Origin of the sequence: Streptomyces sp. MspMP-M5 (assembly GCF_000373585.1) — a bacterium.
Classification (GTDB): Bacteria; Actinomycetota; Actinomycetes; order Streptomycetales; family Streptomycetaceae; genus Streptomyces.
This window is the reverse complement of record NZ_KB891895.1, coordinates 37318-59561: the sequence shown is the minus strand read 5'-3', so window position 1 is coordinate 59561 and position 22244 is coordinate 37318. Positions and strand designations below refer to the sequence as shown.

Here is a 22244-nt window from a genome sequence, read left to right as displayed (position 1 = left end):
GTGGACCTCAGAGGACCGGAACCGGCTCGCGGTCCTCGGCGGTGGGTCGCGGCGCGGTCCGGGGGGACTGTGCGGCGTGGTCGATCAGGTTCCTGGCGATCTCCTCGCTGCGGGTGGCGAGGATGCTCAGCAGCGAGTCGGCGATGCCGTGGGTGGCCTCGTTGACGCCCTGCAAGTAGCAGCTGGCGGCGGTCTGTTCGCCGAGGTCCAGCCGGTAGTCGCGGCCGACCTCGATCTTCGCGAGGCCCAGTGCGTCGGCCAGGTTCCGGATGACGGCGGGCTGCTCGGGGCGGAATCCGGTGCCGAGCAGGACGAGGTCGCAGGGGAGTTCCTCGACGGCGCCGGTCAGCCGGTTGGCCAGGGTCAGGACGAGCTCGTCGCCGGTGTCCCGGACGTCGGTGACGCGGGTCATGGTGCGGATAGCGAGGCCCCCGCCGCCGCGCATCCGGTCCAGGTAGACCTGCCGGTAGAGCTGCTCCAGCATGGGTGGGGTCAGCCCCGCGTAGTTGGTGCGGTGCATCTCCTCCAGGATGCTGCCGCGGGCGGTCGCGTCCGCGGCGTGGAACTCGTCGACGAAGCCGGAGAAGAACAGCTCGTTGGTGAACTTGCTGGTCTCGTAGTGGTTGAGGCCGATCGAGCGCATGATCAGCGTGGGGGTGCAGCCGGGCAGGTCCTGCTGGACGGAGTGGAACATCTCGGCGGCGCTCTGCGCCCCGCCGATGACCACCACCCGCTCACCCGCCCGCCGGGGCCGGGCGGCGATGCGGTCCAGGTATTCGGTGCTGTGGATGACGCGGTCCGCGTCGAGCCCGCGGAAGACCGCGGGGACGTTGGCGTCCCGGCCGGCGCCGACGACCAGGTGGCGGCCGGAGATGACGGCACCGTCCGCGGTGTGGGCCAGCCAGCCGTCGACGGCGCCGGCAGCGTCCCGGCGCGGCACCAGCGAGGTGACCTTGGAGCCGTAGCGCACGCGGACCCGGTCGAGGGATTCGGCGACCCAGCGGTGGTAGTCGGATATCTCGCTGCGGTAGGGGGTGAAGGTGGAGAGGTTGATGAACTCCTCCAACCGCCCGCTCTCGTGGAGGTAGTTGACGAAGGAGAACTTGCTGCGCGGGTTGCGCAGCGTCACCAGGTCCTTGAGGAACGAGACCTGACTCTGTGACCAGGGCAGCAGCATGCCGCGCTGCCAGGCGACGGTGTCGCCCTGCTCCAGCAGGAGGGTCTGGCCGGCCAGGTGGGCCGGCGCGAGCTCCTCCAGGGCCACGGCCAGCGCCAGGTTGGCCGGGCCGGCTCCGATGGCGAGGACTTCGACGTCGTGCTTGGACATGAACTTCCCCTTGTGCGGTGGCGTGGGTGCGCCCCGGTCTTGCGCCCGGAGCCGGATGGGTCGGTCGGTCAGATCCGCAGGGTGCCCGCCGGTCTGATGTCGGTGGTCAGCGGGGCCGAGCCCCAGCCGGAGTCGTCGGCACCGGCCAGGGTGGCGCCCCAGCCCGAGTCCTCCGGGTCGTTGCTGCCGGTGTTGACGGCCAGGACGGACACGAAGGCGGCGAGTGCGAGGGCGGCTGCGGCGGTACGGATGCGGGACATACGAACTCCTCGTGTGTGGCGTGCTGGAAAGGGATGGCGGGGGCCTCGACCGGCTGTGGCGCCGGGATGCCCGCCTCGGCAGCAACCATGGCAGCGCCGGGGCCGGTTGGCTGGCCGAAAAGACACCCGACAAACCGCCTGGCAGAAATACGTCCCTCTCATAAAACCCAGCAAATGCCCCTAAGGTCCGATGAATTCCTGCTTCCGGGTACGAAACGGAGGCGAATCTGCCGGATTCTCGTCACGGCTTGTCGTGTTCTCGGGCACCTTGGCCCGGTTACGGAAAATCCTCCCCTTGGCAGGTTTCCGCCTGGCGGATTGCCGGTGTCGTCCCCGGGCCGCCAACCCGCCCGCACGCAGCGATGGTTGGTATCGGACGGGCACCCGCGCCCGCCCCCCCCGTCACGGCTGAGGAGTCAGGAAGATGACCGCACCCACCGACGTACTGCTCGTGATCGGCAGCGGCCAGCAGCGCTACCGCGAGTACCTCCTCGCGAGCGCCGCCGAACGGCACCCGCTGTGGCTGATCGACTCCTCGGAGCCCACCTGGCAGCAGCCGCACATCGTGGGCTCCAGCGTGGTGCCGCTGCTCGACCGGACCCGGCTGATCCCGGACCGCGAGCGGATCTCCAGCACCGCCCTGCGCCTCGCCGCCGCGCATCGGATCGCCGGCGTCCTCACCTACGACGAGACGCTGGTGACCACCGCCGCACTGATCGCCGAGAAACTGGGCCTGCCCGGCCTGACCACGGACGGCGCCGACCGGTGCCGCAACAAGCACCGCACCCGCGGGGCCCTCACCCTGGCCGGCCTGCCACAGCCCCGCTACGCCCTCGCGCTCACCCTGAACGAGGCCCGGGAGGCCGCCGCGGCGATCGGCTTCCCCATGGTGCTCAAGCCCCGCGGCATGGGCGCGAGCATCGGCGTGGTGCGGGTGGACGACCCGGCCGGACTGGACGACGCCTTCGTGATGGCGGAACGGGCCGGCCACGGCGGCTCCCCCGACTACGAGGGCGGGGTGCTCCTGGAGGAGTACCTGGCCGGCCCCGAGATCAGCATCGACGGCGCCTGCCTCGACGGCACGTACCAGCCGATGTTCCTCGCCCGCAAGCAGACCGGTATGGAGCCGTACTTCGAGGAGACCGGCCACGTCGTCGACGCCGACGACGAACTGCTCCGCGACCCCGAACTGCTCCGGATCCTGCGGGCCGCCCACCGGGCGCTGGCGGTGTCGACCGGGACCACCCACACCGAGGTCCGCTTCACCACCAAGGGCCCGGTCATCATCGAGGTCAACGCCCGCCTCGGCGGCGACCTGATCCCATGGCTGGGCCAGTTGGCGACCGGGATCCACCCCGGCCGGGTGGCCGTCGAACTCGCCCTGGGCGTCCGCCCCGACCTCACCCCCACCGAACGCCGGGCCACCGGAATCCGGTTCAGCTACCCGCCACGGGACTGCCGCGTCGAGGAGGTCACCGTCCCCGCGCCGGACCCGGCCCGCGGACTGCTGTACGCCGAGCCGATCGCGGACCCCGGCACCGAACTGCGACTGCCCCCGAACGGCTATCTCGGCCGCTTCGCCTACGTCGTCTGCGCCGGCGAGGACCGCGCCGCATGCGAACGGCGACTGGACGCGGCCGCCGCCGCCACGGACCTCTCCTACACCCCGACCGTCTGACCCGTCCCACCACCGCCCCGCACACAAGGAGCACCCCACGGTGTCCGCGATCACTGAACTCACCCGCGCCGAAGCCGACGCCCGCGCCCGGCTGCTGCACATCGACTCCTACCGGATCCACCTCGACCTGACCGCGGGCCCGGACGTCTTCCGCTCCGAGACGGAGATCCACTTCACCGCCGCCGAACCGGGCACCGCCACCTTCGCCGAGCTGCTGCCCGAGCACCTCCACGCGGTCGAACTCAACGGCCGCCAGCTGGACCCCGGTTCGGCCTTCGCGGACGGCCGGATCCACCTCCCGGACCTCGCCGCCCGCAACCACCTGCGGGTGATCGCCGACTGCCGCTACACCAACACCGGAACCGGCCTGCACCGGATGACCGACCCCGCCGACGGCAAGGTCTACCTCTACACCCACCTCCAAGTCGCCGAAGCGGCACGGATCTTCGCCTGCTTCGACCAGCCGTCGCTGAAGGCTCCCGTCACCCTGAGCGTGACCGCGCCGGAGGGCTGGCAGCTCTTCTCCACCTCGCCCACCCCCACCGCGCCCGACGGCGCCACCTGGCACTTCGCGCCGGCCCCGGCCCTGCCGACATACGCGTTCGCCCTGGTCGCCGGCGACTACCACGTAGTGCGCGACACCACCTACACCGCTCCCGACGGGCGGCCGGTACCACTGGCGGTGGCCTGCCGGGCCTCCCTCGCCGCGCACCTCGACGCGGACGAGATCCTGCACACCACCCGGCAGGGCCTGGACCACTACACCGGGGTGTTCGGGTCCTTCCCGTTCGCCAAGTACGACCAGGTCTTCGCGCCCGAACTCAACGTCGCGGCCATGGAGAACGCGGCCTGCGTCACCGTCCACGAGAAGTACGTCTTCCGCTCCCTGGCCACGGAGGCGCTCCGGGTGCGCCGGGCCGGCACCATCCTGCACGAGATGGCCCACATGTGGTTCGGCAACATGGTCACCATGCGGTGGTGGGACGACCTGTGGCTGAGCGAGTCGTTCGCCACCTACGCCGCCGCCCGCTGCCAGGCAGAGGCGACCGAGTGGACCCAGTCCTGGACCATGTTCGCCAACGTCGAGAAGGTCTGGGCGTACCAGGCCGACCAGCGGACCACCACCCACCCGGTGGTGGCCGACATCGCCAACCTCACCGACGTCCAGGTCAACTTCGACGGCATCACCTACGCGAAGGGCGCCGCCGTCATCAAACAGCTGGTGTCCTGGGTCGGCACCGACGCCTTCAACGACGCGGTGCGCGACTACTTCGGCCGGCACGCCTGGTCCACCGCCTCCCTGGCCGACCTCCTCGCCATCGCGGGCAAGCACTCGGGCCGCGACCTCGGCCACTGGGCCGAGGAATGGCTGCGCACCGCCGGGCCCAACACCCTGCGTCCCGAGCTGACCGTGGACCACGACGACCGCTTCCGCACCTTCGCCGTCGTCCAGGAAGCGCCGACCGCGCACCCCCGACTGCGCTCCCACCGGATCGCCATCGGCCTGTACGAGCTCCGCGACGGCCGCCTCGAACGCGTCCGGCGGGTGCAGGCCGACGTGACGGGACCGCGCACCGAGATCCCCGAGCTGCACGGGGTGCGCCGGCCCGATCTGGTACTGCTCAACGACGACGACCTCGGCTACACCCGGATCCGCTTCGACGACCGTTCACTGGCCACCGTGCTGGCGCACGTCACGGCGCTGCGCGAGCCGGTGCAGCGGGCGGTGTGCTGGTACGCCCTGTGGGACATGGTCAACAGCGCCGAACTGCCCGCCCGGACGTACCTGGCGGCGGTCACCGCCTGCCTGCCCCACGAGACCGACTTCGGCATCGCACAGGTGCAGCAGCGGCAGGCCCAGACGGCCGTGGCCCGCTGCACCGCGCCGGCCGACCGCGCCGCGGCCCGCGACGCACTCGCCGCCACCTGGTGGGACCTGCTGGCGCAGGCCGAGCCCGGCAGCGACTTCCAACTGATGTGGGCCGGAGCCTTCGCCGAGACGGCACGCTCCGACACGGACCTGGACCGGGTCGCCGCACTGCTGTCCGGCGAGCGGACCGTGCCGGGGCTGGCGGGCGACGCCGAACTGCGCTGGCAGCTGCTGACCGCGCTCGCCGCCGCGGGACGCGCCGACGCCGCGGCGATCGACGCCGAAGCGGCCCGCGACCACACCGCGGCCGGACTCCGCCACGCGGCCCGCGCCCGGGCCGCCCGCCCCACCGCCGAGGCGAAGGCGGCGGCCTGGGAGTCCGTCGTGCACCGCACCGATCTGCCGCACGCCGTGCAGACCGCCGTCGCCGAGGCGTTCGCCGGCCTCCCCCAGGACGGGGCCGAGGTGCTACGCCCCTACGTCGACCGGTACTTCGCGGTGCTGGCGACCCTGTGGGACGAGCGCGGCGGCGACCTCGCACGGGGCCTCGTCGACGCCCTCTTCCCCCGCGCCCTCGTGGAGCAGGCCACCCTGGACGCCACCGACGCCTACCTCACCACGCACCGCCCGGCCCCGGCCCTGCGCCGACTGCTCCTCGAAGCCCGTGAGGACGTCGCCCGCGCGCTCAACGCCCAACGGCACGGCGCCGCCGGCCCGCTGCAACACCACTGACACGGAGCCCAGTTCGGCCGTCCGATCTGCGGAGACGTTCCCGTCCGCGAGGACGTCTCCGCGGACGGGAACGATGCGTACTCATCGTGTGGTCTCGTTCAGCGCCGGGGCGGCCTGCTGTTCGGCGTCGAGGCGTGGGCCGATGACGCCTTCGGTGGCCAGTTGGTCGTGGACCTCGTCGACGAGCCCGTGCAGCACCTTGATCTGGGACTTGGTGAACAGCAGCACGGCGACGATCAGCACGATGCCCGGCAGCTGGGACAGCAGGAACGACTCGTTGAACTTGTCGACATCGAAGCTGTAGACGACGATCACGCGCAGCACGGCGTCGACCAGTGCGGCGAGCCCGAACGCCGCCGTCACCATGCGCTCACGAGCACGGAACGGCTGGGAGCGCTCCCACGCCTGCTCATAGGCGACGGTGCGGTCGGGGTCGCCGTCGGTCGCCATGGGGGTGGCCGCCACATAGACCAGGGGCCGCCCGGCGACACAGGTGAGGAGCAGGTAGACGGCGGCGAGCAGGGTGTAGAAGGACGGCTTGGCGGCGATCAGGCGCGGGTCGTCGGATAGGAACAGCAAGGCGACGGTCAGCGCCATTTCGAGGACGACGAGCAGGCCGATGACGTCGAGTTTGCGCCGCTGAATGGTGTGGATCAGCGTCCACACGCCACCCGCCGCGCCGGCGAGGGTCAGCGCCCAGACCTGGCTCAAGCCGGCCAACTGGTGCAGGACGTAGAAGCCCGCGATAGGGATGACCAGGTCGAGCACCATCGGAGCGAGGGCCCGGAACTTCCGTGCCGGGTCCGGTGACTTGGATGCCTGGGTTTTCATGTAAGGGTTCCCTTGACGAGCTTTTCCAGTGCCAGGCAGCGATATATCCGGAGTGCGCTGCCGTTGCTTACAGTTATCACGGAAACCTGCTGGTCAACGACGTGCGAGCGCGAGATCGGCGTGCGGGGCCCGGGTGTGACAGGGGAGGGAACGCACGGGTCTCGTCGCCGACGCAGCGGTGGAACCTACCCCAAGACATAAGCCGATTCGGCTTTGCCGGATCGATCCCGTACAGTTCATCGTGCCGACGCGGGGTGGAGCAGCTCGGTAGCTCGCTGGGCTCATAACCCAGAGGTCGCAGGTTCAAATCCTGTCCCCGCTACTCACAGGTGAAGGCCCGGTCGATACCGGGCCTTCACTGCGTCCTGGGCTGCTCGCGCCGTGGCGAGGACTGGCCGACTGCCAGCTCCGCCTGGGCCGGCGGTGGCACGGCATCGGCCCGAGCAACGGAGCCGGCTCGTGGGAGCGGCACCCCGGTGCGCTGGACACCGGCTCCGAAGCTCCCGGCGTCCCTGGACTGGTCAGGGGCGCACTGAGGGTGCTCCGCCGACACTCGACCTGGCGGGACTGGGCCTGGGCCCAGATCTCCCTCCTTGCAAGCTGGTTCCTCGCGGTTGTCCCCCTCCTGCTGTTCGCGATGGGTCTCTTCGGGATCCTGATGCCGGTCCTGTGGGACCCGTGGGTCTCCACCTGGGACAACAGCTGGTACGGCTTCATACGCCTGGAGAACGCCCGCTCGGCAAACTGGGCGGCCGGACTCGGCGTGGGGTGGCTCCTGCTGGGCCTTTGGATCGGACCGCACGCGCTGCGCGCCCAGGCCAAGCTGGCGCGAGCGGTACTGGGCCGCTGACACCCGAGGGCTGTTGCCTGGGTTGGCGGACTCAGGACGGTGGGCGACGCCGACGGCGCTGCCGACGGAAGCCCCGCGCGGCGAGCACGAGCGCGGTGGCAGTGGCCACCGTCAGCAGCATGAAGAGCCAGTTGCGCGGATAGTCCAGCGGCAGAACCGAGGAGTTGGCCTTGGGTCCCGGGCGCAGCAGCACCGGCAGGGCCACCGCCGTCAACGTACCCGCGACCAGCAGCGCCCCGCGGACGGGCCCGCGCGCCCAGCCGCGGACCAGGACCAGCCCGGCGAGCAACACCAGCGGCGCGATGACCGCGTCGTGCAGGATCAGGGCCCCGCCGAGCCAGACCACGACGTCCCTCAGGTCGGGCACGTCCGGCAGCGACGACGCTCCCACACCCATCAGCGCCAGTCCGGCCATCCCGGCCAGCACCCGTGTCACGCTCACCTTCACCTGCCTGGGTTTCAAGACAGCACCTCCAGTCGGCCGACCCACTTCGTCTGCAGCGCACCGGGCCGGTTCGGTGCGATGAGGCGGGCCGGGTAGCCGTGGTCGGGAGTGAGTTCCTGTCCGTTGAGGCGCAGCGCGAGCAGGGTGAGCGGGTCGCGGGCTTGCTCGTGGCTCATCTCGGAGACCCGGTAGCCGCCGCGGAGCTGCAACGACACCACCCGCACGCGCGCATGCGACGGAGCGCCGGCTCGGTCCAGCAGGTCCGTCATGCGCACGCCGGCCCAGTGCGCCGACTTGCTCCAGCCCTCCACACAGGCGATCGGCAGTTCCACCTCGCACTGCGGCAGACCGCGCAACTCTGCCAGCGTCAGCGTGTAGGGCCGCGGCCCGTCCACCACCAGACGGTAGGAGTCGTCGGGGATCCGGCCGACGCCGGCCGCAGCCGCGGTGCGGTTGACCGGCAGGCCCTGTGGGCCGTGGTCCGGGTGGCGGGGCGCGAGCAGATCGAGCCTCTTCAGCGGGGTGAAGGACTGGCCGACCGTGGTCAACGTGACCGCGCCGACCGCCGCTGCCACCGCGGCCAGCAGCGAGCGCCGGTCGGGCGCGTCCTCGACGGGCAGAGCGAGCGTTCCGGGCGACCGTCGGCTCCAATGTGCCTTGATCTCGGGAGCCTTGACGGCGATGTGCAGCATCAGTGCCCCGGCTACCAGCCAGGCCACCGCGTAGTGCACGGGCACGAACGAGAACGGCCATGGATACCACTGGGCGATGTTCAGCAGACCGGTGACCAACTCGAACACCGCTCCCGCCACCAGCAGCCCGATGGACAGCCGCTCCAGTGCGTGGAGCACTGAGCGCACCGGCGGCCAGGCGAACAGCCGAGGGTACACCGCCCACAACTTGGCCAGCAGCAGGGGAATGGCGGCGATACCGGAGGCGACGTGCAGGCCCTGGGTGAGCCGGTAGCCCCACACCGGACGGCTCGGCAGGTCGTTGGCCAGCCAGCCCGGCGGATGTTGGAGGAAGTGACTGACCAGTCCGGTGACGAAGCACACCGCGAACGCCAGGCCCAGCCACCGCCCGATCGAGGTCGCCGTCCGGGCGTCGTGCAACCGCCCCCTGAACACCGGCGGCCGGAGCAAAAGAATGCGCGATCTCATGCCTTCCATCACAGCCGTCGCGAACTCGCAACGGAAGCTGCAAAGTCTTACGAAAGACGGACATCACGTCCGGCATCCGGCATCCCAGCAGCGACGACCGCGACGAGCGCCGGGCACTGGGTGGTTTCGCCTGCCCGTCGTCCACGTGCGCGTGCCTGCGTCGGGTATCGGCCGCGGTGCATTCGGCGTCCTTGGGAACCGCCGGCCACGTATCGCCGGCGACGGGCGCCGTCTCACGGTGACTTGGGCCCGTGCGCTCGCTGTATCCCGCTGTCCGCAGACAACCGGCAGCGCCATCCCGCCATCTCTTCCTGTGACCAACCACATGGGGGAGACGATGAACTGGACCAGGCTGGTGGGGTTTGCAGCGGCCGGTCTCGCGCTGTGCGGCTGCGCCCACGCGGCGAGCACGAGCGGGGCAGCGCAGCGCAGCCCGCGTACGACCGTCCACAGCGCGCACGAGGCTGCGGACAAGGCCGAGGGCGACCGCGGCCGCGCGCTCACCGGCAAGCCCTTCAAGCCCGTGCTGGAGCTGGCGGGCAATCTCGACGCGCGCCCCGAACAACTGGTCGGCATCCGGCTCGATTTCCTCTCCCGCGCTCAGGGTCATGACGCGGTGACCGCCCACTCGCCGGCGTTCAGCGGGCCCGTCAGGCTGCGTTGGCAGGACGACGACTCCTACGGCGCCACGCGCCCGCTCGCGATGACGGACAAGGCCGGCTGGTACCCGCTCGAGGTCTCCGTCGCAGGCCGCACCGTCGCCCGCGACAGGATCCACGTCGTGCCTTCCGAGCGCCCTTCCTTCACCCTGACGTTCGGGTCGGAGGTGGCGCGGCCCGGTGAGCCGCTGTGGCTGAACTTCGACGATCTGTACCCCGGTGAGCGGGGCACCGACTTCACCGTACGGTCCGCGGCTCTGCACCGGCCGGTCCGTCTCGTCCACGACGAGCGGAACGACTTCTACAACCCCCGGGCGTTCTCGGCCAGGGCGGAACTCGCACCCGGTCTCGCGGACGGTGACTACACCTTCGAGCTGTACGGCCCGCACGGCCACCGCATCGCCGACAAGCGCCTGACGGTCCGCGCATCCCGCCCCGGCGACGCCGACTACCTCGGCAAGGCACACGGCCCCGACCTCTACGACCCGAACATCGGCTACGCAGACAGTCCTCACCGGCACGACTTCAAGGTCAGTCCCGGAGGGCGGGTTGCGGTCATGTGGCACGACGCGGTCCCGGATCCGGGCGAGGAGACGCGGCTGACGGCCACCTCCTCGGCGTTCACGCAGGTACTCCGGCTCAACCGCGATGACAGCAAGTCCGCAGACGGCGATGACCCGCGTTACTTCAACACGGCCACCATCCGTGCCGGTCTCAAACCGGGCCGCTACCCCGTGACGATCGTTGCCCACCACGGCCGCGTCATGAAGGTCGGCTACGTGACGGTGACGGCGCCGTAGGTGCACTGACCGGCGTGGATGGCTCTCTTGCGGCAGCCACGTCACCAAGTGCCGCGATCTGGAGGTAGCCGTCTCGCACCACTCGCCGGCACGAGCACATGCCTGGTGAGGCGAGGAACCAGGGGCGGTCGCTCTGCGACTGTCGCCGGCCGCAACCTCCCGGCCCCGCACGAGACGGGGGCCGGGAGGGAACAGTAGCCAGAGCCTCACATACCGCCGACGCCGACGCCTTCGTTGCCGTTGGGACCGAGGCCGCCGACACCGACGGTGGCACAGGCATCGAGGCCGCCGACGCCGACGCCGACGTCAGGGCTGCCGACGCCGCCGACGCCGACACCGCCACCGCGGCCGTGGCAACCGCCGCCGTGGTCGCTGCCGTGCGTTTGCTGGGTGACGGCCGCAGGGGCCTGGGGCTGGTCGGGCGCGGCATTGGCTATACCGGCGCTCAGGAAGCCGGTGACGGCGGTGGCGGCCAGTACCGTGGCAATCGAACGGAACATGATTCAGATCCTTTCGCTTTCCCCCTCTTGTCCCGCTCATCCTCACCGCGGTCGGACGGTTCTGCCGTTCGGCGCGGGCCATCGCGGTGACGTCGCCCCGTGTCAGTTCCAGTCCAGAGCCTCTCCGCACCGCCCTGCGTGCGGCATGCTCAGCCAACGCTCCTGGCCGCATCGCGCGGTGCCGAACCCGCACGTGGCGCCGGACCCAAGCAGGCGAATGTTGCCTGATGGGACGCTATGGGGCGGTCCGATGGGTCGGTATCGATCCGCGAAGTGGGCCGTTACCGGCTCGTCCGGCAGTCCTACCCCTAGTGGGCCGCCAACAGCCCCGCAACAATGCCCACGACCAGCACCACGCCAAGGCTCAGTGCCACGCGCTTGGGATTCACTCCTGTGGCATGGCCTGATGACCCACGACGTCGGAAAGCGGGGATCCAGACGAAGCCCTGCGAGTCCCCCGTGTGAGGGTGGTGGTTGCCGTGATTGCCGTGGTGGCCCAACCCGCCGCTGTGATGGTGCCCGCTAAATCCCCCTCCGTGGTGGCCGCCCCCGCTGAATCCTCCGCCGCCGTGCATGGTGTTCACCCCGTTCTTTCGTGATCAGTTCTTCACCGCCCCCTGCCCGGCTTCCGGCGGCCTACACCTGAACGGCCGAGGTCGTTCCGCGCCTCGAAGTCCATCGCGGTGAACGCGCCACCGGGATCATGGGTGAACCGCCAGCCACCAGCCGTCAGCAGCGCGCCGAAGGCCCCGTTGAGGTGGACGGGTTCTTATCCGAGGGATGCCAGAAGTTCGCGCTCCCTGTCCGGGGCAAGTCCGGCGCGGCGTGGCCGGTGCAGTCCCTGCTCGCGTTCCCAGCGCAGGGTGTCGGCAAGGAGGTCGGCGCGGGAGCGGTGGCGCAGGCCCGCGGTAGTGGCGGCAGATTCGTCGCGCGCCGCCCAGCCCTCCCATCCCGGTTCGACCACCCACATGGGCAGTGAATCGGGGCCCATGTACTGGGTCACTCCGTGCGCGAGGAGTTGCTGGGACGCCATCGCGAAGACCGGTCCGGTGTGTCCGCCGACGCTGCGGGACAGGTCGATCCACTCGGCGAAAGGCACAACCGGGCCAACCGCGTTGTAGGTGCCTGTGGTTCGGTGCTCGGCAGTGTCGAGGAGCCAGGTCGCCAGATCGCGTACGTCGATGGTTTGCGTCGGGGCCTGCGGGGTGTCGGGGACGAGCAGGGGCTCCTGGGGGGCGCGGGCGGCGCGGGCGACCCAGTAGCCGGAGCGGTCACTGTGGTCGCCGGGCCCGCCGATGAGCCCGGCCCGTGCGACGAGGAGCCGGTCGGCCAAGGCCGTCCGAGTGAGCGATTCGCAGGCGGACTTGGCCTCGCCGTACCGGTCACGGTCTACCTCTTCTTGGTCTGCGGCGGGCAGCAGGGCGGCGGACTCGTCCGCGCCGGGCTCGCCGTGGGAGGCGTATGCGCTGACCGAGGAGACGTAGATCCAGTGACGTGCCCGCGCGCCGAGCGCGTCAACTGCTCTTCGTACGAAGCCCGGTTGCCAGGACACCTCGACCACAGCGTCCCATTCCCGGCCGGGTAGGGACGCGTACGCGGCGGGGTCTCGCCGATCCGCGGCCACCAGGCGCGCGCCTTCCGCCACGGGCCCGCTGTCGCCACGAGCCAGGCACGTCACGCGGTGGCCGCGACCGAGGGCCTGCCGGGACACTTCACGCCCCAGCCAGGCCGTACCGCCGAGGACCAGGATCTCCATGCGTTCCATGACGGAACTCAATCAGCAGGGCCCGATCACGCCAAGAGGATTCTGCCGTGAGCGGAGCCCGCATCTGCCCGAATCGTTTTCCTCGTGCGCCAACTACTGACACCACGACAGGGTTTGGCTGCTTGGCGTAGATCGCCATCCGGCATGCGCACGCCTTCGGCCGCGGCTCGGCCATGAGCCGCTCGGCTACCCGTCGGTGACGGCCTTTTCAAGGAGCGACGTGAGGATCGACTCGGCATGTGTCCATAGCAGGGCGCCGCCGGTATCCGGCACGACATGGTGCTGTGCACCGGGCATACGGGCAGCGAGCAGTGCTCCGTTGTCGGGTGAGTGGCTGGTGTCCTGCTCGCCGTACCAAATCTCCACCGGGATGGTGATCTCGTCGAGGGCGAACGGCCACCGCCCCATCGCCAGGACCGTGTCGCGGGCGTAACCAGCAGCACCTTGAGCAAATGCCTCGGTCAAGGCCCTTCGGTAACCAGCCGCGAAATCAGGGTCCTGGTACACAGCAAGGTCGCAGTCGGGGCTCCCGGCCATGACCATGTCCCACATCGCATCCGCAGTGAAGCCCGCGAAAAACTCCTCGGCGCCGGCTGGATCGCGCGTAGTCCGCTCGACGAGACCACGTAGGTCCGGCTCCAGAAGAGAAGCGAACTCCGGCGCGGCGACTTCGTCCGCACCGGAGACGACAGTCAGTGCCGAGGCGACCCCCTCCGCAGCGCAGGCGAGAGCGAAGGGTGCACCTTGCGAATTCCCGACCACGATCGGGTGCCCCAGCCCTTGCAGGACACAGAGTTGACGCATATCCGCAGCGAAGTCAGAGAAGGTCCGCCCGGGGGCGGGCGTCGAGACACCAAGCCCCGGACGATCCACAGAGACAAGGCGCACTCCAAGCGCGTCAACAACGCCTGCACCGAACCCGAGCCACCGGCTCGTAGCCGCACCCGGACACAACAGAACGGGCACTCCGTCCGATGGCCCCCACTCGGCCCAGCCGAGCAACCGCCCATCAGACAGAGCACTCTTGCCCAGCCGGGCCGGAACGTCGATGTATCCAGTCATGATCAACATGATGGCCATGGACAGGGTGCTCCGCACCAGACTTTCACCATGCCCCTGCCGACGTCGCGTGGCGCCGGCGGTAGGCCCGTTGGCGGCAGGCCGGGGAGCAGTAGTCCCGTGGACGGCCTCGGTGCGTCCGCGTCCCGCTGAAGGGGGTGCCGCAGACTGAGCACTGCCCAGTGTAGGGCTGCGACGTATTTACGTCACGATTTTCGTCACGTCGGCGCTGGATGAGCAGTTCGATGCCGTCGAGAGTGCGGGCCAGGCCGAAGTCGAAGGGGTCCTCGGGCTCGTCGAAGCCGCCGGCCAGCCACAGGCGGCCGAGTGCGGGGTACGGGCTCATGTGCTCGGCCAGATCCTCCCGGCTGCGCCACCACTGCGCGTGGGAAACGCCGGACTCCCGTTCTTCGCTGAGGACTTCGTGGACCTGTCGGGCGGCGGTCTTCACGAATCCGCCGACCAGTGAGACCACGGCGACCGCCTCGGAAGCCCGCAACCCCGTCCCCTCGGCGATCCGCAACGCGCGGTCGTAGTCGGCCATGATGTTCGGACCGGGCAGACGGCGACTGCCGGCGGTGTGCACGATCCAGGGGTGCCGCAGGTGCAGGGCCCAGTGTGCGCGGGCCCATGCCTCCATGCCGCTGCGCCAGTCGACGTCCGCGGGATCGGGACGGTCGGGTGCGGTCGTGTCGAGTTCGCCCACCACGGCGTCCCGCATCAGCTCGATCAGCTCCGCCTTGCCGGGCACATGCCGGTAGAGCGACATCGGCGTGAACCCCAGCCGCTCGGCCACCCGCCGCATGGACAGTGCGGACAGCCCTTCGGCGTCGGCGACCTCGATCGCCGCCGAGACGATCGCGGCCAGGTTCAGTCCCGTCTTTGCCTGGCTCTCCTTCGCGCCCCAGAGCAGCTCGACGGTGCGTCCAGGGTCCGCCGCCGTGTTCTCGTCGGTCATGCGCACTCACCTTCCATCCTTGACCTCCACCCTAGCCTGGCGTTTATGGTGTACGCAGCCGTGTACGGCATAAACCTCACTTGGGGGAAGGTGTGCCCATGCTCGACGACCAGCCCAGCCGGTCAAACCAGTGCAGCCAGTTCGACCTGCCCGGTCAGTCCGGCCAGACCGATGAGTTCGCTCAGTTCGACCAGCTCCACGTCGCACCCTGGGGCCGCGACTCCTGGCCCGGTACGCACGACCGGCCGTTCGCCACCCTGCCTGCCGCACAGCGGGCCGTCCGTGCCCGCACCGCGTCGCTGCATGCCGACCTCGTGGTGAACCTCCACGCCGGAACGTATTTCCTCGATGCTCCCCTCACTCTGGACGGCGCGGCGGGAGACTCCGGCGAGAACGGCCACCGGGTCGTCTACCAGGCATATGGCCACGGAAGTCCCCGTCAGGAAAAGGTCGTTGTCAGTGGCGGCCGGGTGATCACGGGGTGGACTCCCGGCGAGGTGGACGGTGCCTGGCAGGCCGAGGTGGGCTCGCTGGAGACCCGGCAGCTGTACGTGAACGGCCGCCGGGCACCCAGGGCTTCGCTCAGCCCCGGCATCCCGGGCAGTGTGACGAAAACCGAGACTGGTTACGTCACGGACAGTACGGCTCCGCAGAGCTGGCAGGACCCGACGGGCATCGAATTCGTCTTTCCGTGGGTGTACCCGTGGTCGGAGGCCCGCTGCCGCGTCGCCGAGATCACCGGCGACGCGCGGTCCACAACCATCACCCTCGCCCAACCAGCCTTCGACCGGGCCCGCGAGCTCTACGCCGCCACCTGGGTCGGCGAAAAGCCCGAGAGCCCCGAGAGCGCCGAGAGTCCGGAAAGCCATCGGGACGCGCGGTGGGACGGCCTGGCCCGGCCGAGTTCGGCGGAGAACAGCGTGAGCTTCCTGACCGAGCCGGGCACCTTCGTCCTCGACCGATCCGCACCAGGGCGCCACGTCCTGCACTACCTGCCACTGCCGGGGGAGGACATGGCCAAAGCCGAGATCGTCGCGCCGGTTCTGGAGAAGCTCGTCGTCGGCCGGGGAACCGAGGAACACCCGCTGCACGACGTGACGTTGCGCGGCCTGACCTTCTCCCACGCCGGCTGGACCGAACCGGACGGACCCCACGGATTCCTGCACTTCTTCGCCAACAGCTACTACGGCGGCGGGGAGCTGCAGAAGGTCGAACTCGCGGACGGAAACGCCCATGTGACGATTCCGGCGGCGCCCCGGTACGTGCCGGCCAACGTCGAGTTCACCGCCGCCGTGCGGGTCGCACTGCACGACAACACGTTCACCGGGCTCGGCGCCGGGGCGATCGGCTTCACCGGCCCGGGCCGCGACAACACGATCGTCGGCAACCGGATCGAGGACGTCTCCGGCAGCGCCGTGACCGTCACCTCGGGCACCGGTACCCGTATCCAGCAGAACCTGATCCGCCACATCGGCCGCGAGTACCACGGCTCACCCGCCCTCTGGGTGAGCGACGCCCGAGAGGTGACGGTGGCGCACAACGAGATCCACGACGTGCCCTACAGCGGGATCGTCGTCACCGGCGGCAGCCAGGCCGCCCGGGTCCAGGTCATCGAGAACCTCATCCACCACACCATGACCATGCTGGCCGACGGCGGCGGCATCTATCTCAACGGCCCCCAAGGGACCTCCTACGCCGACGGCACCCTGGTACGAGGCAATGTCGTCCGCGACACCCTCACCCCCTACAACTTCGGCCTCTACACCGACTACGGTGCAGCCTGGGTGACCGTGCAGGCCAACGTCGTCCACCGCAGTGACGCCCCGATCGTGCTACGGGTGACGCCCCCGCTGGAGAACGTGACCTTCCTCGACAACTTCTGGGACGACCACCCTGCCGACGCCGACACCCCGCCGAGCGGAGTCACCCTGGCCGGAAACAAGGTGCTGCCCAAGGACGGCTTCGAGAAGGCCCTGGCCGCCGACCCCGCAGGCGCCGCCATACTCGCTTCCGCAGGCCGGAGCACACCATCCGTTGGCCCGAACCCCGACCAGGCTGTGTGACCGGTCCCGATTGCCCCGCCGACGGCGCATCGGCCCCGTCCGGTCAGGCGATATCGGCGTGATGCCGGTGCGCGTGCCGGTGGAACTCCGCGCCCAGCCGGGCCAACTCCGCCTCGGAGCAGATCCGGCACACCCGGGGGAACACCTCACGCTCGCAGAGCCGGACATGGCGATCGAACGCCGCTGTAAGGCCCTGGATTCTCCCCTCGACAGCCGTGTCGCGGAGCGCGGCGGACGCCGCCGCCCCGTCCAACGCCCCCAGCACATCCGGATATTCGGCCTCCAACCGTCCGGCCAGGACGTCACCGTCCCGCATCTCGCACCGCACCACCGGCAGCAGGAACCGGCGTTCCGCCACGGCGTGCCGTTCCAGTTCGTCGGCGGCGTGCCGCACGCATTGCTCTTGATCAAGGCTTGCCCCGGCACTGCAGATCCGGTCCAGCAGGGCCTGGATCGTGCGGTGGTCGCGCTTCAGCTCCCACGTCAGGTCGGACTGGTGCATGGTGTGGGACATCGGAGCTCCTTTCGGAAGCGACGGGCTGGAGATCGGCCATCGCCGGTGCACGAAGGCCGGCGGGAATCTGGCGGAGGGGAAATTCCTGAGATCGACCTTACGGGGGCGTGCACTCGACGGCATCGGTCGATCGGTGGATCGGGCGGTGGAGCGGGGCCCCTCATCGAGGGAGCCCCGCCGGGAGGAAGGTGGCGGCCGGTGCCCGGTCCGATCCGTTGCATCCCCTGAGGAATGAGGTACCTCAGATGAGGGGGAGCCACCGGGGATGGGATGCGCCGCGGGGGAGGAGGGCGTAACGGTACGCGCCCGGGGTGTCGGACATCCGTACCTGATCGGTGACACCCTGGTAGTGGCCGAGCGGGGTGTGGGCGGTGAAGGTCTGCGGGGCGGGGTAGGCGTGCTCCTCGCCCGTGCCGGCGATCTCGGTGGCGTAGGTCTTGTCGAAGATGCCCATGCCGAGGATCCAGAGGGCCACCCGGGACAGCGAGACGTGCACGCGGTAGCTGCCGCCGTCGACGGCGCGGCGGCGCAGGGCCTCGACGATGCCGGCGGTCAGGAACCAGGAGACCAGGTAGTCATTGACCACCGTGATCGGTGGCAGGGCGGGCTTGTCGCCGTCGCCTTCCAGGTGCAGCAGGCCGGTCAGCGCGCCCGCGGTCTGGTCGAAGCCGAGGTAGTCGGCCCAGGGGCCGCTGCGCCCGTTCAGGGAGACGGTGGCGTAGACCAGTCCCGGGCGTCGGCTGGTCGCTTCCTGTTCCGACAGGCCGATGGACTCCAGGTAGCCGGGGCGGCGGTTGGCGAAGAAGACGTCGGCACCGGCCTGGAGCTCGTGGATGAGGGCCAGGCCCTCCGGGGCGTACGGGTTTACGGTGGCCGAGCGGACGCCGACGTTGGCGGTGCGGTATGTGACGTCGTGCTCCAGCTCGTTGGGCCGCCACAGGTTCAGCACGTCGGCCCCGTGCAGTGCCAGGGCGCGGCCCGCGCCGGCGCCGGCGATGATGTGGCCCATGCCCAGCGCACGCACTCCGTCGAGCGGGGCCGTGGCGGCCTCGGGAAGTGGTTCGGGGGCGCTGTCGCCGACCCGGGTGATCTCCACCAGCGGCATGTCTGCGAGGTGGTCGGTGTACTGGCGCTCGGTCAGGATCTCGTTGGGCGTACGGACCATGGGCATCACCGCCCCGGCCGCGGCCCCGGCCGCCTCCAGTTCGCGGGCGTTCCACCGCGCGATGGCGGCGGCGACCGCCTCGGGAACCTCGGGGGCGCCCAGCAGCTTCTGGGCGGCGGTCTTGATGTTCGGGTAGATGTTGAACGGCATCATCCAGCGGCCGTCCGCCGTGCGGTAGAACGCGTTGGCGTAGGCCATGTTGGGGATCGACGGCACGCCGCCGGGGTAGCCGTTGAGCAGTTCCCACTTCTGGTCGTAGAACGGGCACAGCCGGTGCGGCCCTACCCGCAGGTCCATGTGGATGTCCTGGCCGCGACCGGTCCGGTCCCGCCACAGGGCCGCGACGGCGGCGGACTTGGCGACCAGCGCGATGCCGGAAGCCGCCCCCAGCCGCAGCGTGCTGGGCACCACCGGGTCCGCGCCCTGGAAGGTGAGGGTGCCGCCGGTGTCCTGCGGCGTCAGGCCGATTCCGGCCAGGACCTCGGACGTCTCGGAGTGGACGTCGAAGGCGTCGTCGGTTGCGGGGGCGGCGATCGCCCTGGTGATTCTGTCGGTGAGGGACATGGTGTTCTGGGGGGACTGGGGCTTGGGAGGCATGGTCGTTTGCGTCTTTCGAGTACGAGGGACGTAGGGCGCGGCATTGCGCGCGGCGGCGCGCCCGCGGATCAGGCCGCCGCCGAGTCCGCAGCCTGGTCCGGAGCCGTCTCCGCAGTCATGTCGGGAGTCATGTCCGGTGTCTTGCCAAGGGCCCGCATCAGGGCGATCTGCGCGCGGTCACGGCGGGCGGCGAGTTCGCCGACCGACTCGGCCCCGAACGCCTCCTCGGCCTGCTCGGTCAGTACCGCCACGGTGGGCTCGTCGAAGGTGGGGTTCCCCAGCTCTGGCCAGCTCGCTTCCATGGCGGGGCCGAGGTGGCGGACGAAGTGCGGCAGGCCGTCCGGACCGCCACCGAGGTGGAAGGTGCGGAACGGGCCCGCGACCGCCCAGCGCAGGCCGATGGAGTCGGTGACGATCTCGTCGAGCTCGGCCTCGGTGACCACGCCCTCGGCCACCAGGTGCACGCACTCGCGGAAGAGCGCGGACTGGAGGCGGTTGGCGACGAATCCGGGGATCTCCTTGCGCAGGACCTGCGGCTTCTTGCCCATGACCGCGTAGAAGTCACGGGCCGCGCGGAGGGTCTGCGGGGCGGTCTTGTCACCAGGCACGATCTCCACCAACGGCACGAGATGCGGCGGGTTGAACGGGTGGCCGACCACCAGCCGCTCGGGCTGCGCCATCGCCTCGGCGATCGCCGTGGCGGGAATCCCGGAGGTCGAGGTGGCCAGCAGCGCATGGGCGGGGGCGGCCCGCTCGACGACCTGCCAGATCTCCTGCTTCACCGCCAGCCGCTCCGGGCCGTTCTCCTGCACGACGTCCGCGTCCGCGACCGCCGTGGCCAGGTCGGCCTCGAAGCGCAGCCGGGCGGTCAAGTCCCCCGTGGGCAACCCGAGTTCCGCCAGGGCCGGGGCGATCTCGGCAAGTCCCGTGAGGACTTGTTCCTGCACATCGGGCCGCGGATCGGTGACGGTGACGTCCAGGCCGTGGGCGAGGAACAGGCCGGCCCACGAGATCCCGATCACGCCGCCGCCGATGACCGTGGCCCGCCGGTATACGGGGGAGGTGTCTGTGGTGGTGGGTAGGTTCATGATGCGTTCACGGCTTTCTCAGCTCTCTCGGTGCGTTCTCTTCAACGGGTCGGTGCGCTCTCACGGCGGCCGGGCCTACGGTCAGGGGGCGAGGTAGTCGTGGACGACGTCGGCCGGGCTCAGGGTGAGGTCGGTCAGGATGTGACTGGCAGAGACGATCTCCAGCACCGGCAGGTCCGCGACCGGCGCCAGCGCGTGGGCGAACAGTTCCAGACGGGCCGGGCCGTGAAAGGCGCTCTTGACGGTGATGTCGGTGATCTGGGTGCGAACCAGTTCGCAGATGCGCGGCCCGCCGTCGTAGCCGGACACCACCTTGACCATGTACGTGGGCACGCAGATCTCCGCACGGGCCTCGTCGAGATCCATCGGGTGGTGCTTGTAGCCCATGGTGGCGGTGGCCACGCGCAGTGAGCCGTAGTCGAGGGTGCCCACCAGGGTGTCGGAGTCGACGTAGAGCCGGGGGCGGCCGGCCTTCTTCGGGTAGGCGCTCAGCTCCCGTCCACTGGAGATGGCCGGGACACTGTCGAGGTACATCGCCAGGTTGTACTCGCCGCGCTCGCCCTCGTACGCGACGGGGACCACCTGGCCCGCCTCCGTGTAGTCGCCCAGGCCCGTCACGTCGGGCATGCGCATGACCTCGAACCGCACCAGCGGCTCGGGCACCGACAGCGGTTCGGGTACGACGCGCCGCAGGGCCTCGGGATCGGTGCGGTAGGTGATGTTCAGGTACTCGCGGTCGGTGAACCGGTACCGGGTGGGGGCGAATGCGGGCGCGTCCAGCGGGGTGGTGAACAGCCGGGCGACGTCGTGCTTGTGCATGGTGGCTTCCTTCAGACGCCTGTGCCTGTGAACGGCGCGGAGCAGAGGCTTCCGCTCAGCGCCTGTGCACCAGTGCACGCCACCACGATCATGTCTGTCCAATATATGTTTCAGGCAGACTCGATATGCTGTGCCATATGGAGATCACGCAACGCCTGCTGGAACAGTTCCTGGCCATCGCCGAGGAGAAGCACTACGGCCGGGCAGCGGAACGGCTCTCCATGCGCCAGCCTCCGCTCAGCCAGGCCATTCAGCGCTTGGAGCGCGGCCTGGGGGTGACGCTCCTGGAGCGCGCCTCGCGCGGCCCGCGCGGTGTGCGCCTGACACCCGCGGGTGCGGCCTTCGTCACGGAGGCGCGACGGCTGCTGGACGCCCACTCCGCGGCCATCGAGCGGGTCCGCCGCGTCGCACACGGCCTGGAGGGGGACGTACGGGTGGGATATGTGAGCATCCTGAGCCACCGCTACCTTCCCCGGCTGCTGGGGGCCGCCGCCGCTGAACTCCCCGGACTGCGCATTCACTTGCGCCAGGACACCACCGTCAGCCTGGTGGAGATGCTGCGTGCCGGCGCCCTGGACCTGGCGTTCATCCGGGACCCCTCACCCCTGTCGGACGACTTGGCCGTCCGCGACTTCGCCACCGAACGCATCGTCGCCGCCCTGCCCGACAAGCACCGGCTGGCCGGAGCGGAGACGATCGCCCTGGACGACCTCCGCGACGACGCCTTCGTCCTTCCCAGCACGGCGACCCTCCCCGGCCTCGCCCACCAGGCCGAGCTGGCCTGCGGCGACGCGGGATTCTCCCCGCACCTCCACGCCACCGTCGACGACCTCACCGGACTGCTCGGCTACGTCGCCGCCGGACTGTGCGTCAGCCTGGTCCCGGAAGATCTGCGCGGCTTCCCCGTCCCCGGCATCGCCTTCGTACCGCTGCGCGGATCCTCGCCCCACCTGAAGACCACCGTCGCCGCCGTCCACCGACCCGACACCGACGCCGCAGTCCACCGCCTCCTCGAACTCATCACCCGCCACGCCCGACCATGACTGCGGCTGCGAAGCAGCCCGCGGAGAACGGCCTGGGTGAGAAACGTGCCTCGTGATTGCC

At 70.2% G+C, this 22244-nt stretch carries 19 protein-coding genes and 1 tRNA gene; 7 read left to right on the top strand and 13 right to left on the bottom strand.

Going from position 1 to position 22244, the window contains the following annotated elements; all coding sequences use genetic code 11:
* Positions 1 to 7: 7 nt before the first annotated feature.
* Positions 8 to 1327, bottom strand: coding sequence for a lysine N(6)-hydroxylase/L-ornithine N(5)-oxygenase family protein (locus B073_RS0119535; protein ID WP_018539770.1), 1320 nt, complete (start codon positions 1325 to 1327; stop codon positions 8 to 10).
* A gap of 68 nt (positions 1328 to 1395) precedes the next feature.
* The gene (locus tag B073_RS0119530; protein ID WP_018539769.1) at positions 1396 to 1587 is read right to left on the bottom strand and encodes a hypothetical protein; all 192 of its coding nucleotides are present in this window, start codon (positions 1585 to 1587) and stop codon (positions 1396 to 1398) included.
* 424 nt (positions 1588 to 2011) lie between these two features.
* Here B073_RS0119530 and B073_RS0119525 point away from each other — a divergent pair, with 424 nt between their 5' ends.
* Both B073_RS0119525 and pepN read left to right on the top strand, forming a co-directional pair.
* Positions 2012 to 3265 (top strand): ATP-grasp domain-containing protein, encoded by a 1254-nt coding sequence (locus tag B073_RS0119525; protein WP_018539768.1) that lies wholly within the window; start codon positions 2012 to 2014, stop codon positions 3263 to 3265.
* Positions 3266 to 3305: 40 nt separating this feature from the next.
* The gene (gene pepN / locus B073_RS0119520; RefSeq protein ID WP_018539767.1) at positions 3306 to 5867 is read left to right on the top strand and encodes an aminopeptidase N; all 2562 of its coding nucleotides are present in this window, start codon (positions 3306 to 3308) and stop codon (positions 5865 to 5867) included.
* An 81-nt stretch (positions 5868 to 5948) separates the two neighbouring features.
* Here pepN and B073_RS0119515 read toward each other — a convergent pair whose 3' ends face one another.
* Entirely contained in the window at positions 5949 to 6698 is a 750-nt protein-coding gene (locus B073_RS0119515) for a VC0807 family protein (protein ID WP_018539766.1), read from the bottom strand.
* A gap of 248 nt (positions 6699 to 6946) precedes the next feature.
* Here B073_RS0119515 and B073_RS0119510 point away from each other — a divergent pair.
* A tRNA-Met gene (locus B073_RS0119510) sits at positions 6947 to 7020 on the top strand.
* Positions 7021 to 7236: 216 nt separating this feature from the next.
* Positions 7237 to 7548 (top strand): sensor domain-containing protein, encoded by a 312-nt coding sequence (locus B073_RS0119505; protein WP_018539765.1) that lies wholly within the window; start codon positions 7237 to 7239, stop codon positions 7546 to 7548.
* A 31-nt stretch (positions 7549 to 7579) separates the two neighbouring features.
* Here B073_RS0119505 and B073_RS0119500 read toward each other — a convergent pair whose 3' ends face one another.
* Positions 7580 to 7990 (bottom strand): hypothetical protein, encoded by a 411-nt coding sequence (locus tag B073_RS0119500; RefSeq protein WP_037812164.1) that lies wholly within the window; start codon positions 7988 to 7990, stop codon positions 7580 to 7582.
* Between the two features lie 17 nt (positions 7991 to 8007).
* Positions 8008 to 9153: a molybdopterin-dependent oxidoreductase gene (locus tag B073_RS0119495; RefSeq protein ID WP_037812141.1), complete on the bottom strand. Its 1146-nt coding sequence runs from the start codon at positions 9151 to 9153 to the stop codon at positions 8008 to 8010.
* A gap of 337 nt (positions 9154 to 9490) precedes the next feature.
* Here B073_RS0119495 and B073_RS0119490 point away from each other — a divergent pair, with 337 nt between their 5' ends.
* The gene (locus B073_RS0119490) at positions 9491 to 10612 is read left to right on the top strand and encodes a hypothetical protein (RefSeq protein WP_018539762.1); all 1122 of its coding nucleotides are present in this window, start codon (positions 9491 to 9493) and stop codon (positions 10610 to 10612) included.
* A gap of 206 nt (positions 10613 to 10818) precedes the next feature.
* Here the strand turns inward: B073_RS0119490 and B073_RS46510 are convergent, their stop codons facing one another.
* From B073_RS46510 to B073_RS0119470, 4 genes are all read right to left on the bottom strand, one after another.
* Entirely contained in the window at positions 10819 to 11112 is a 294-nt protein-coding gene (locus B073_RS46510) for a hypothetical protein (RefSeq protein ID WP_018539761.1), read from the bottom strand.
* A gap of 769 nt (positions 11113 to 11881) precedes the next feature.
* Positions 11882 to 12868 carry an NAD-dependent epimerase/dehydratase family protein gene (locus B073_RS0119480; RefSeq protein ID WP_026247533.1) on the bottom strand — a complete coding sequence of 329 codons (987 nt, stop codon included), beginning with the start codon at positions 12866 to 12868 and terminating at the stop codon, positions 11882 to 11884.
* A 195-nt stretch (positions 12869 to 13063) separates the two neighbouring features.
* On the bottom strand, positions 13064 to 13939 hold the full coding sequence (locus B073_RS0119475) for an alpha/beta fold hydrolase (RefSeq protein ID WP_026247532.1): 876 nt from the start codon (positions 13937 to 13939) through the stop codon (positions 13064 to 13066).
* Positions 13940 to 13982: 43 nt separating this feature from the next.
* The gene (locus B073_RS0119470; RefSeq protein ID WP_018539758.1) at positions 13983 to 14894 is read right to left on the bottom strand and encodes a TetR/AcrR family transcriptional regulator; all 912 of its coding nucleotides are present in this window, start codon (positions 14892 to 14894) and stop codon (positions 13983 to 13985) included.
* Positions 14895 to 14992: 98 nt separating this feature from the next.
* Here B073_RS0119470 and B073_RS0119465 point away from each other — a divergent pair, with 98 nt between their 5' ends.
* Positions 14993 to 16957 carry a right-handed parallel beta-helix repeat-containing protein gene (locus tag B073_RS0119465; RefSeq protein ID WP_018539757.1) on the top strand — a complete coding sequence of 655 codons (1965 nt, stop codon included), beginning with the start codon at positions 14993 to 14995 and terminating at the stop codon, positions 16955 to 16957.
* Positions 16958 to 17000: 43 nt separating this feature from the next.
* Here B073_RS0119465 and B073_RS0119460 read toward each other — a convergent pair whose 3' ends face one another.
* From B073_RS0119460 to B073_RS0119445, 4 genes are all read right to left on the bottom strand, one after another.
* Positions 17001 to 17471: a hemerythrin domain-containing protein gene (locus B073_RS0119460; RefSeq protein ID WP_018539756.1), complete on the bottom strand. Its 471-nt coding sequence runs from the start codon at positions 17469 to 17471 to the stop codon at positions 17001 to 17003.
* A 241-nt stretch (positions 17472 to 17712) separates the two neighbouring features.
* Positions 17713 to 19233 (bottom strand): CoA transferase, encoded by a 1521-nt coding sequence (locus tag B073_RS0119455; RefSeq protein WP_267881424.1) that lies wholly within the window; start codon positions 19231 to 19233, stop codon positions 17713 to 17715.
* A gap of 68 nt (positions 19234 to 19301) precedes the next feature.
* Complete coding sequence (locus tag B073_RS0119450) at positions 19302 to 20321, bottom strand: 3-hydroxyacyl-CoA dehydrogenase NAD-binding domain-containing protein (protein WP_018539754.1); 1020 nt, start codon at positions 20319 to 20321, stop codon at positions 19302 to 19304.
* An 81-nt stretch (positions 20322 to 20402) separates the two neighbouring features.
* Positions 20403 to 21140 (bottom strand): acetoacetate decarboxylase, encoded by a 738-nt coding sequence (locus tag B073_RS0119445; RefSeq protein WP_018539753.1) that lies wholly within the window; start codon positions 21138 to 21140, stop codon positions 20403 to 20405.
* A gap of 137 nt (positions 21141 to 21277) precedes the next feature.
* Here B073_RS0119445 and B073_RS0119440 point away from each other — a divergent pair, with 137 nt between their 5' ends.
* A complete protein-coding gene (locus B073_RS0119440; RefSeq protein ID WP_018539752.1) occupies positions 21278 to 22183 on the top strand; it encodes a LysR family transcriptional regulator in 906 nt (301 codons plus the stop codon).
* Positions 22184 to 22244: the final 61 nt, after the last annotated feature.

Coding starts and splice junctions, on each gene's coding strand:
- B073_RS0119535 (WP_018539770.1), bottom strand. CDS start 1,327: ATGTCCAAGCACGACGTCGAAGTCCTCGCCATCGGAGCCGGCCCGGCC.
- B073_RS0119530 (WP_018539769.1), bottom strand. CDS start 1,587: ATGTCCCGCATCCGTACCGCCGCAGCCGCCCTCGCACTCGCCGCCTTC.
- B073_RS0119525 (WP_018539768.1), top strand. CDS start 2,012: ATGACCGCACCCACCGACGTACTGCTCGTGATCGGCAGCGGCCAGCAG.
- B073_RS0119515 (WP_018539766.1), bottom strand. CDS start 6,698: ATGAAAACCCAGGCATCCAAGTCACCGGACCCGGCACGGAAGTTCCGG.
- B073_RS0119495 (WP_037812141.1), bottom strand. CDS start 9,153: ATGAGATCGCGCATTCTTTTGCTCCGGCCGCCGGTGTTCAGGGGGCGG.
- B073_RS0119490 (WP_018539762.1), top strand. CDS start 9,491: ATGAACTGGACCAGGCTGGTGGGGTTTGCAGCGGCCGGTCTCGCGCTG.
- B073_RS46510 (WP_018539761.1), bottom strand. CDS start 11,112: ATGTTCCGTTCGATTGCCACGGTACTGGCCGCCACCGCCGTCACCGGC.
- B073_RS0119480 (WP_026247533.1), bottom strand. CDS start 12,868: ATGGAGATCCTGGTCCTCGGCGGTACGGCCTGGCTGGGGCGTGAAGTG.
- B073_RS0119475 (WP_026247532.1), bottom strand. CDS start 13,939: ATGACTGGATACATCGACGTTCCGGCCCGGCTGGGCAAGAGTGCTCTG.
- B073_RS0119470 (WP_018539758.1), bottom strand. CDS start 14,894: ATGACCGACGAGAACACGGCGGCGGACCCTGGACGCACCGTCGAGCTG.
- B073_RS0119465 (WP_018539757.1), top strand. CDS start 14,993: ATGCTCGACGACCAGCCCAGCCGGTCAAACCAGTGCAGCCAGTTCGAC.
- B073_RS0119460 (WP_018539756.1), bottom strand. CDS start 17,471: ATGTCCCACACCATGCACCAGTCCGACCTGACGTGGGAGCTGAAGCGC.
- B073_RS0119455 (WP_267881424.1), bottom strand. CDS start 19,233: ATGCCTCCCAAGCCCCAGTCCCCCCAGAACACCATGTCCCTCACCGAC.
- B073_RS0119450 (WP_018539754.1), bottom strand. CDS start 20,321: ATGAACCTACCCACCACCACAGACACCTCCCCCGTATACCGGCGGGCC.
- B073_RS0119445 (WP_018539753.1), bottom strand. CDS start 21,140: ATGCACAAGCACGACGTCGCCCGGCTGTTCACCACCCCGCTGGACGCG.
- B073_RS0119440 (WP_018539752.1), top strand. CDS start 21,278: ATGGAGATCACGCAACGCCTGCTGGAACAGTTCCTGGCCATCGCCGAG.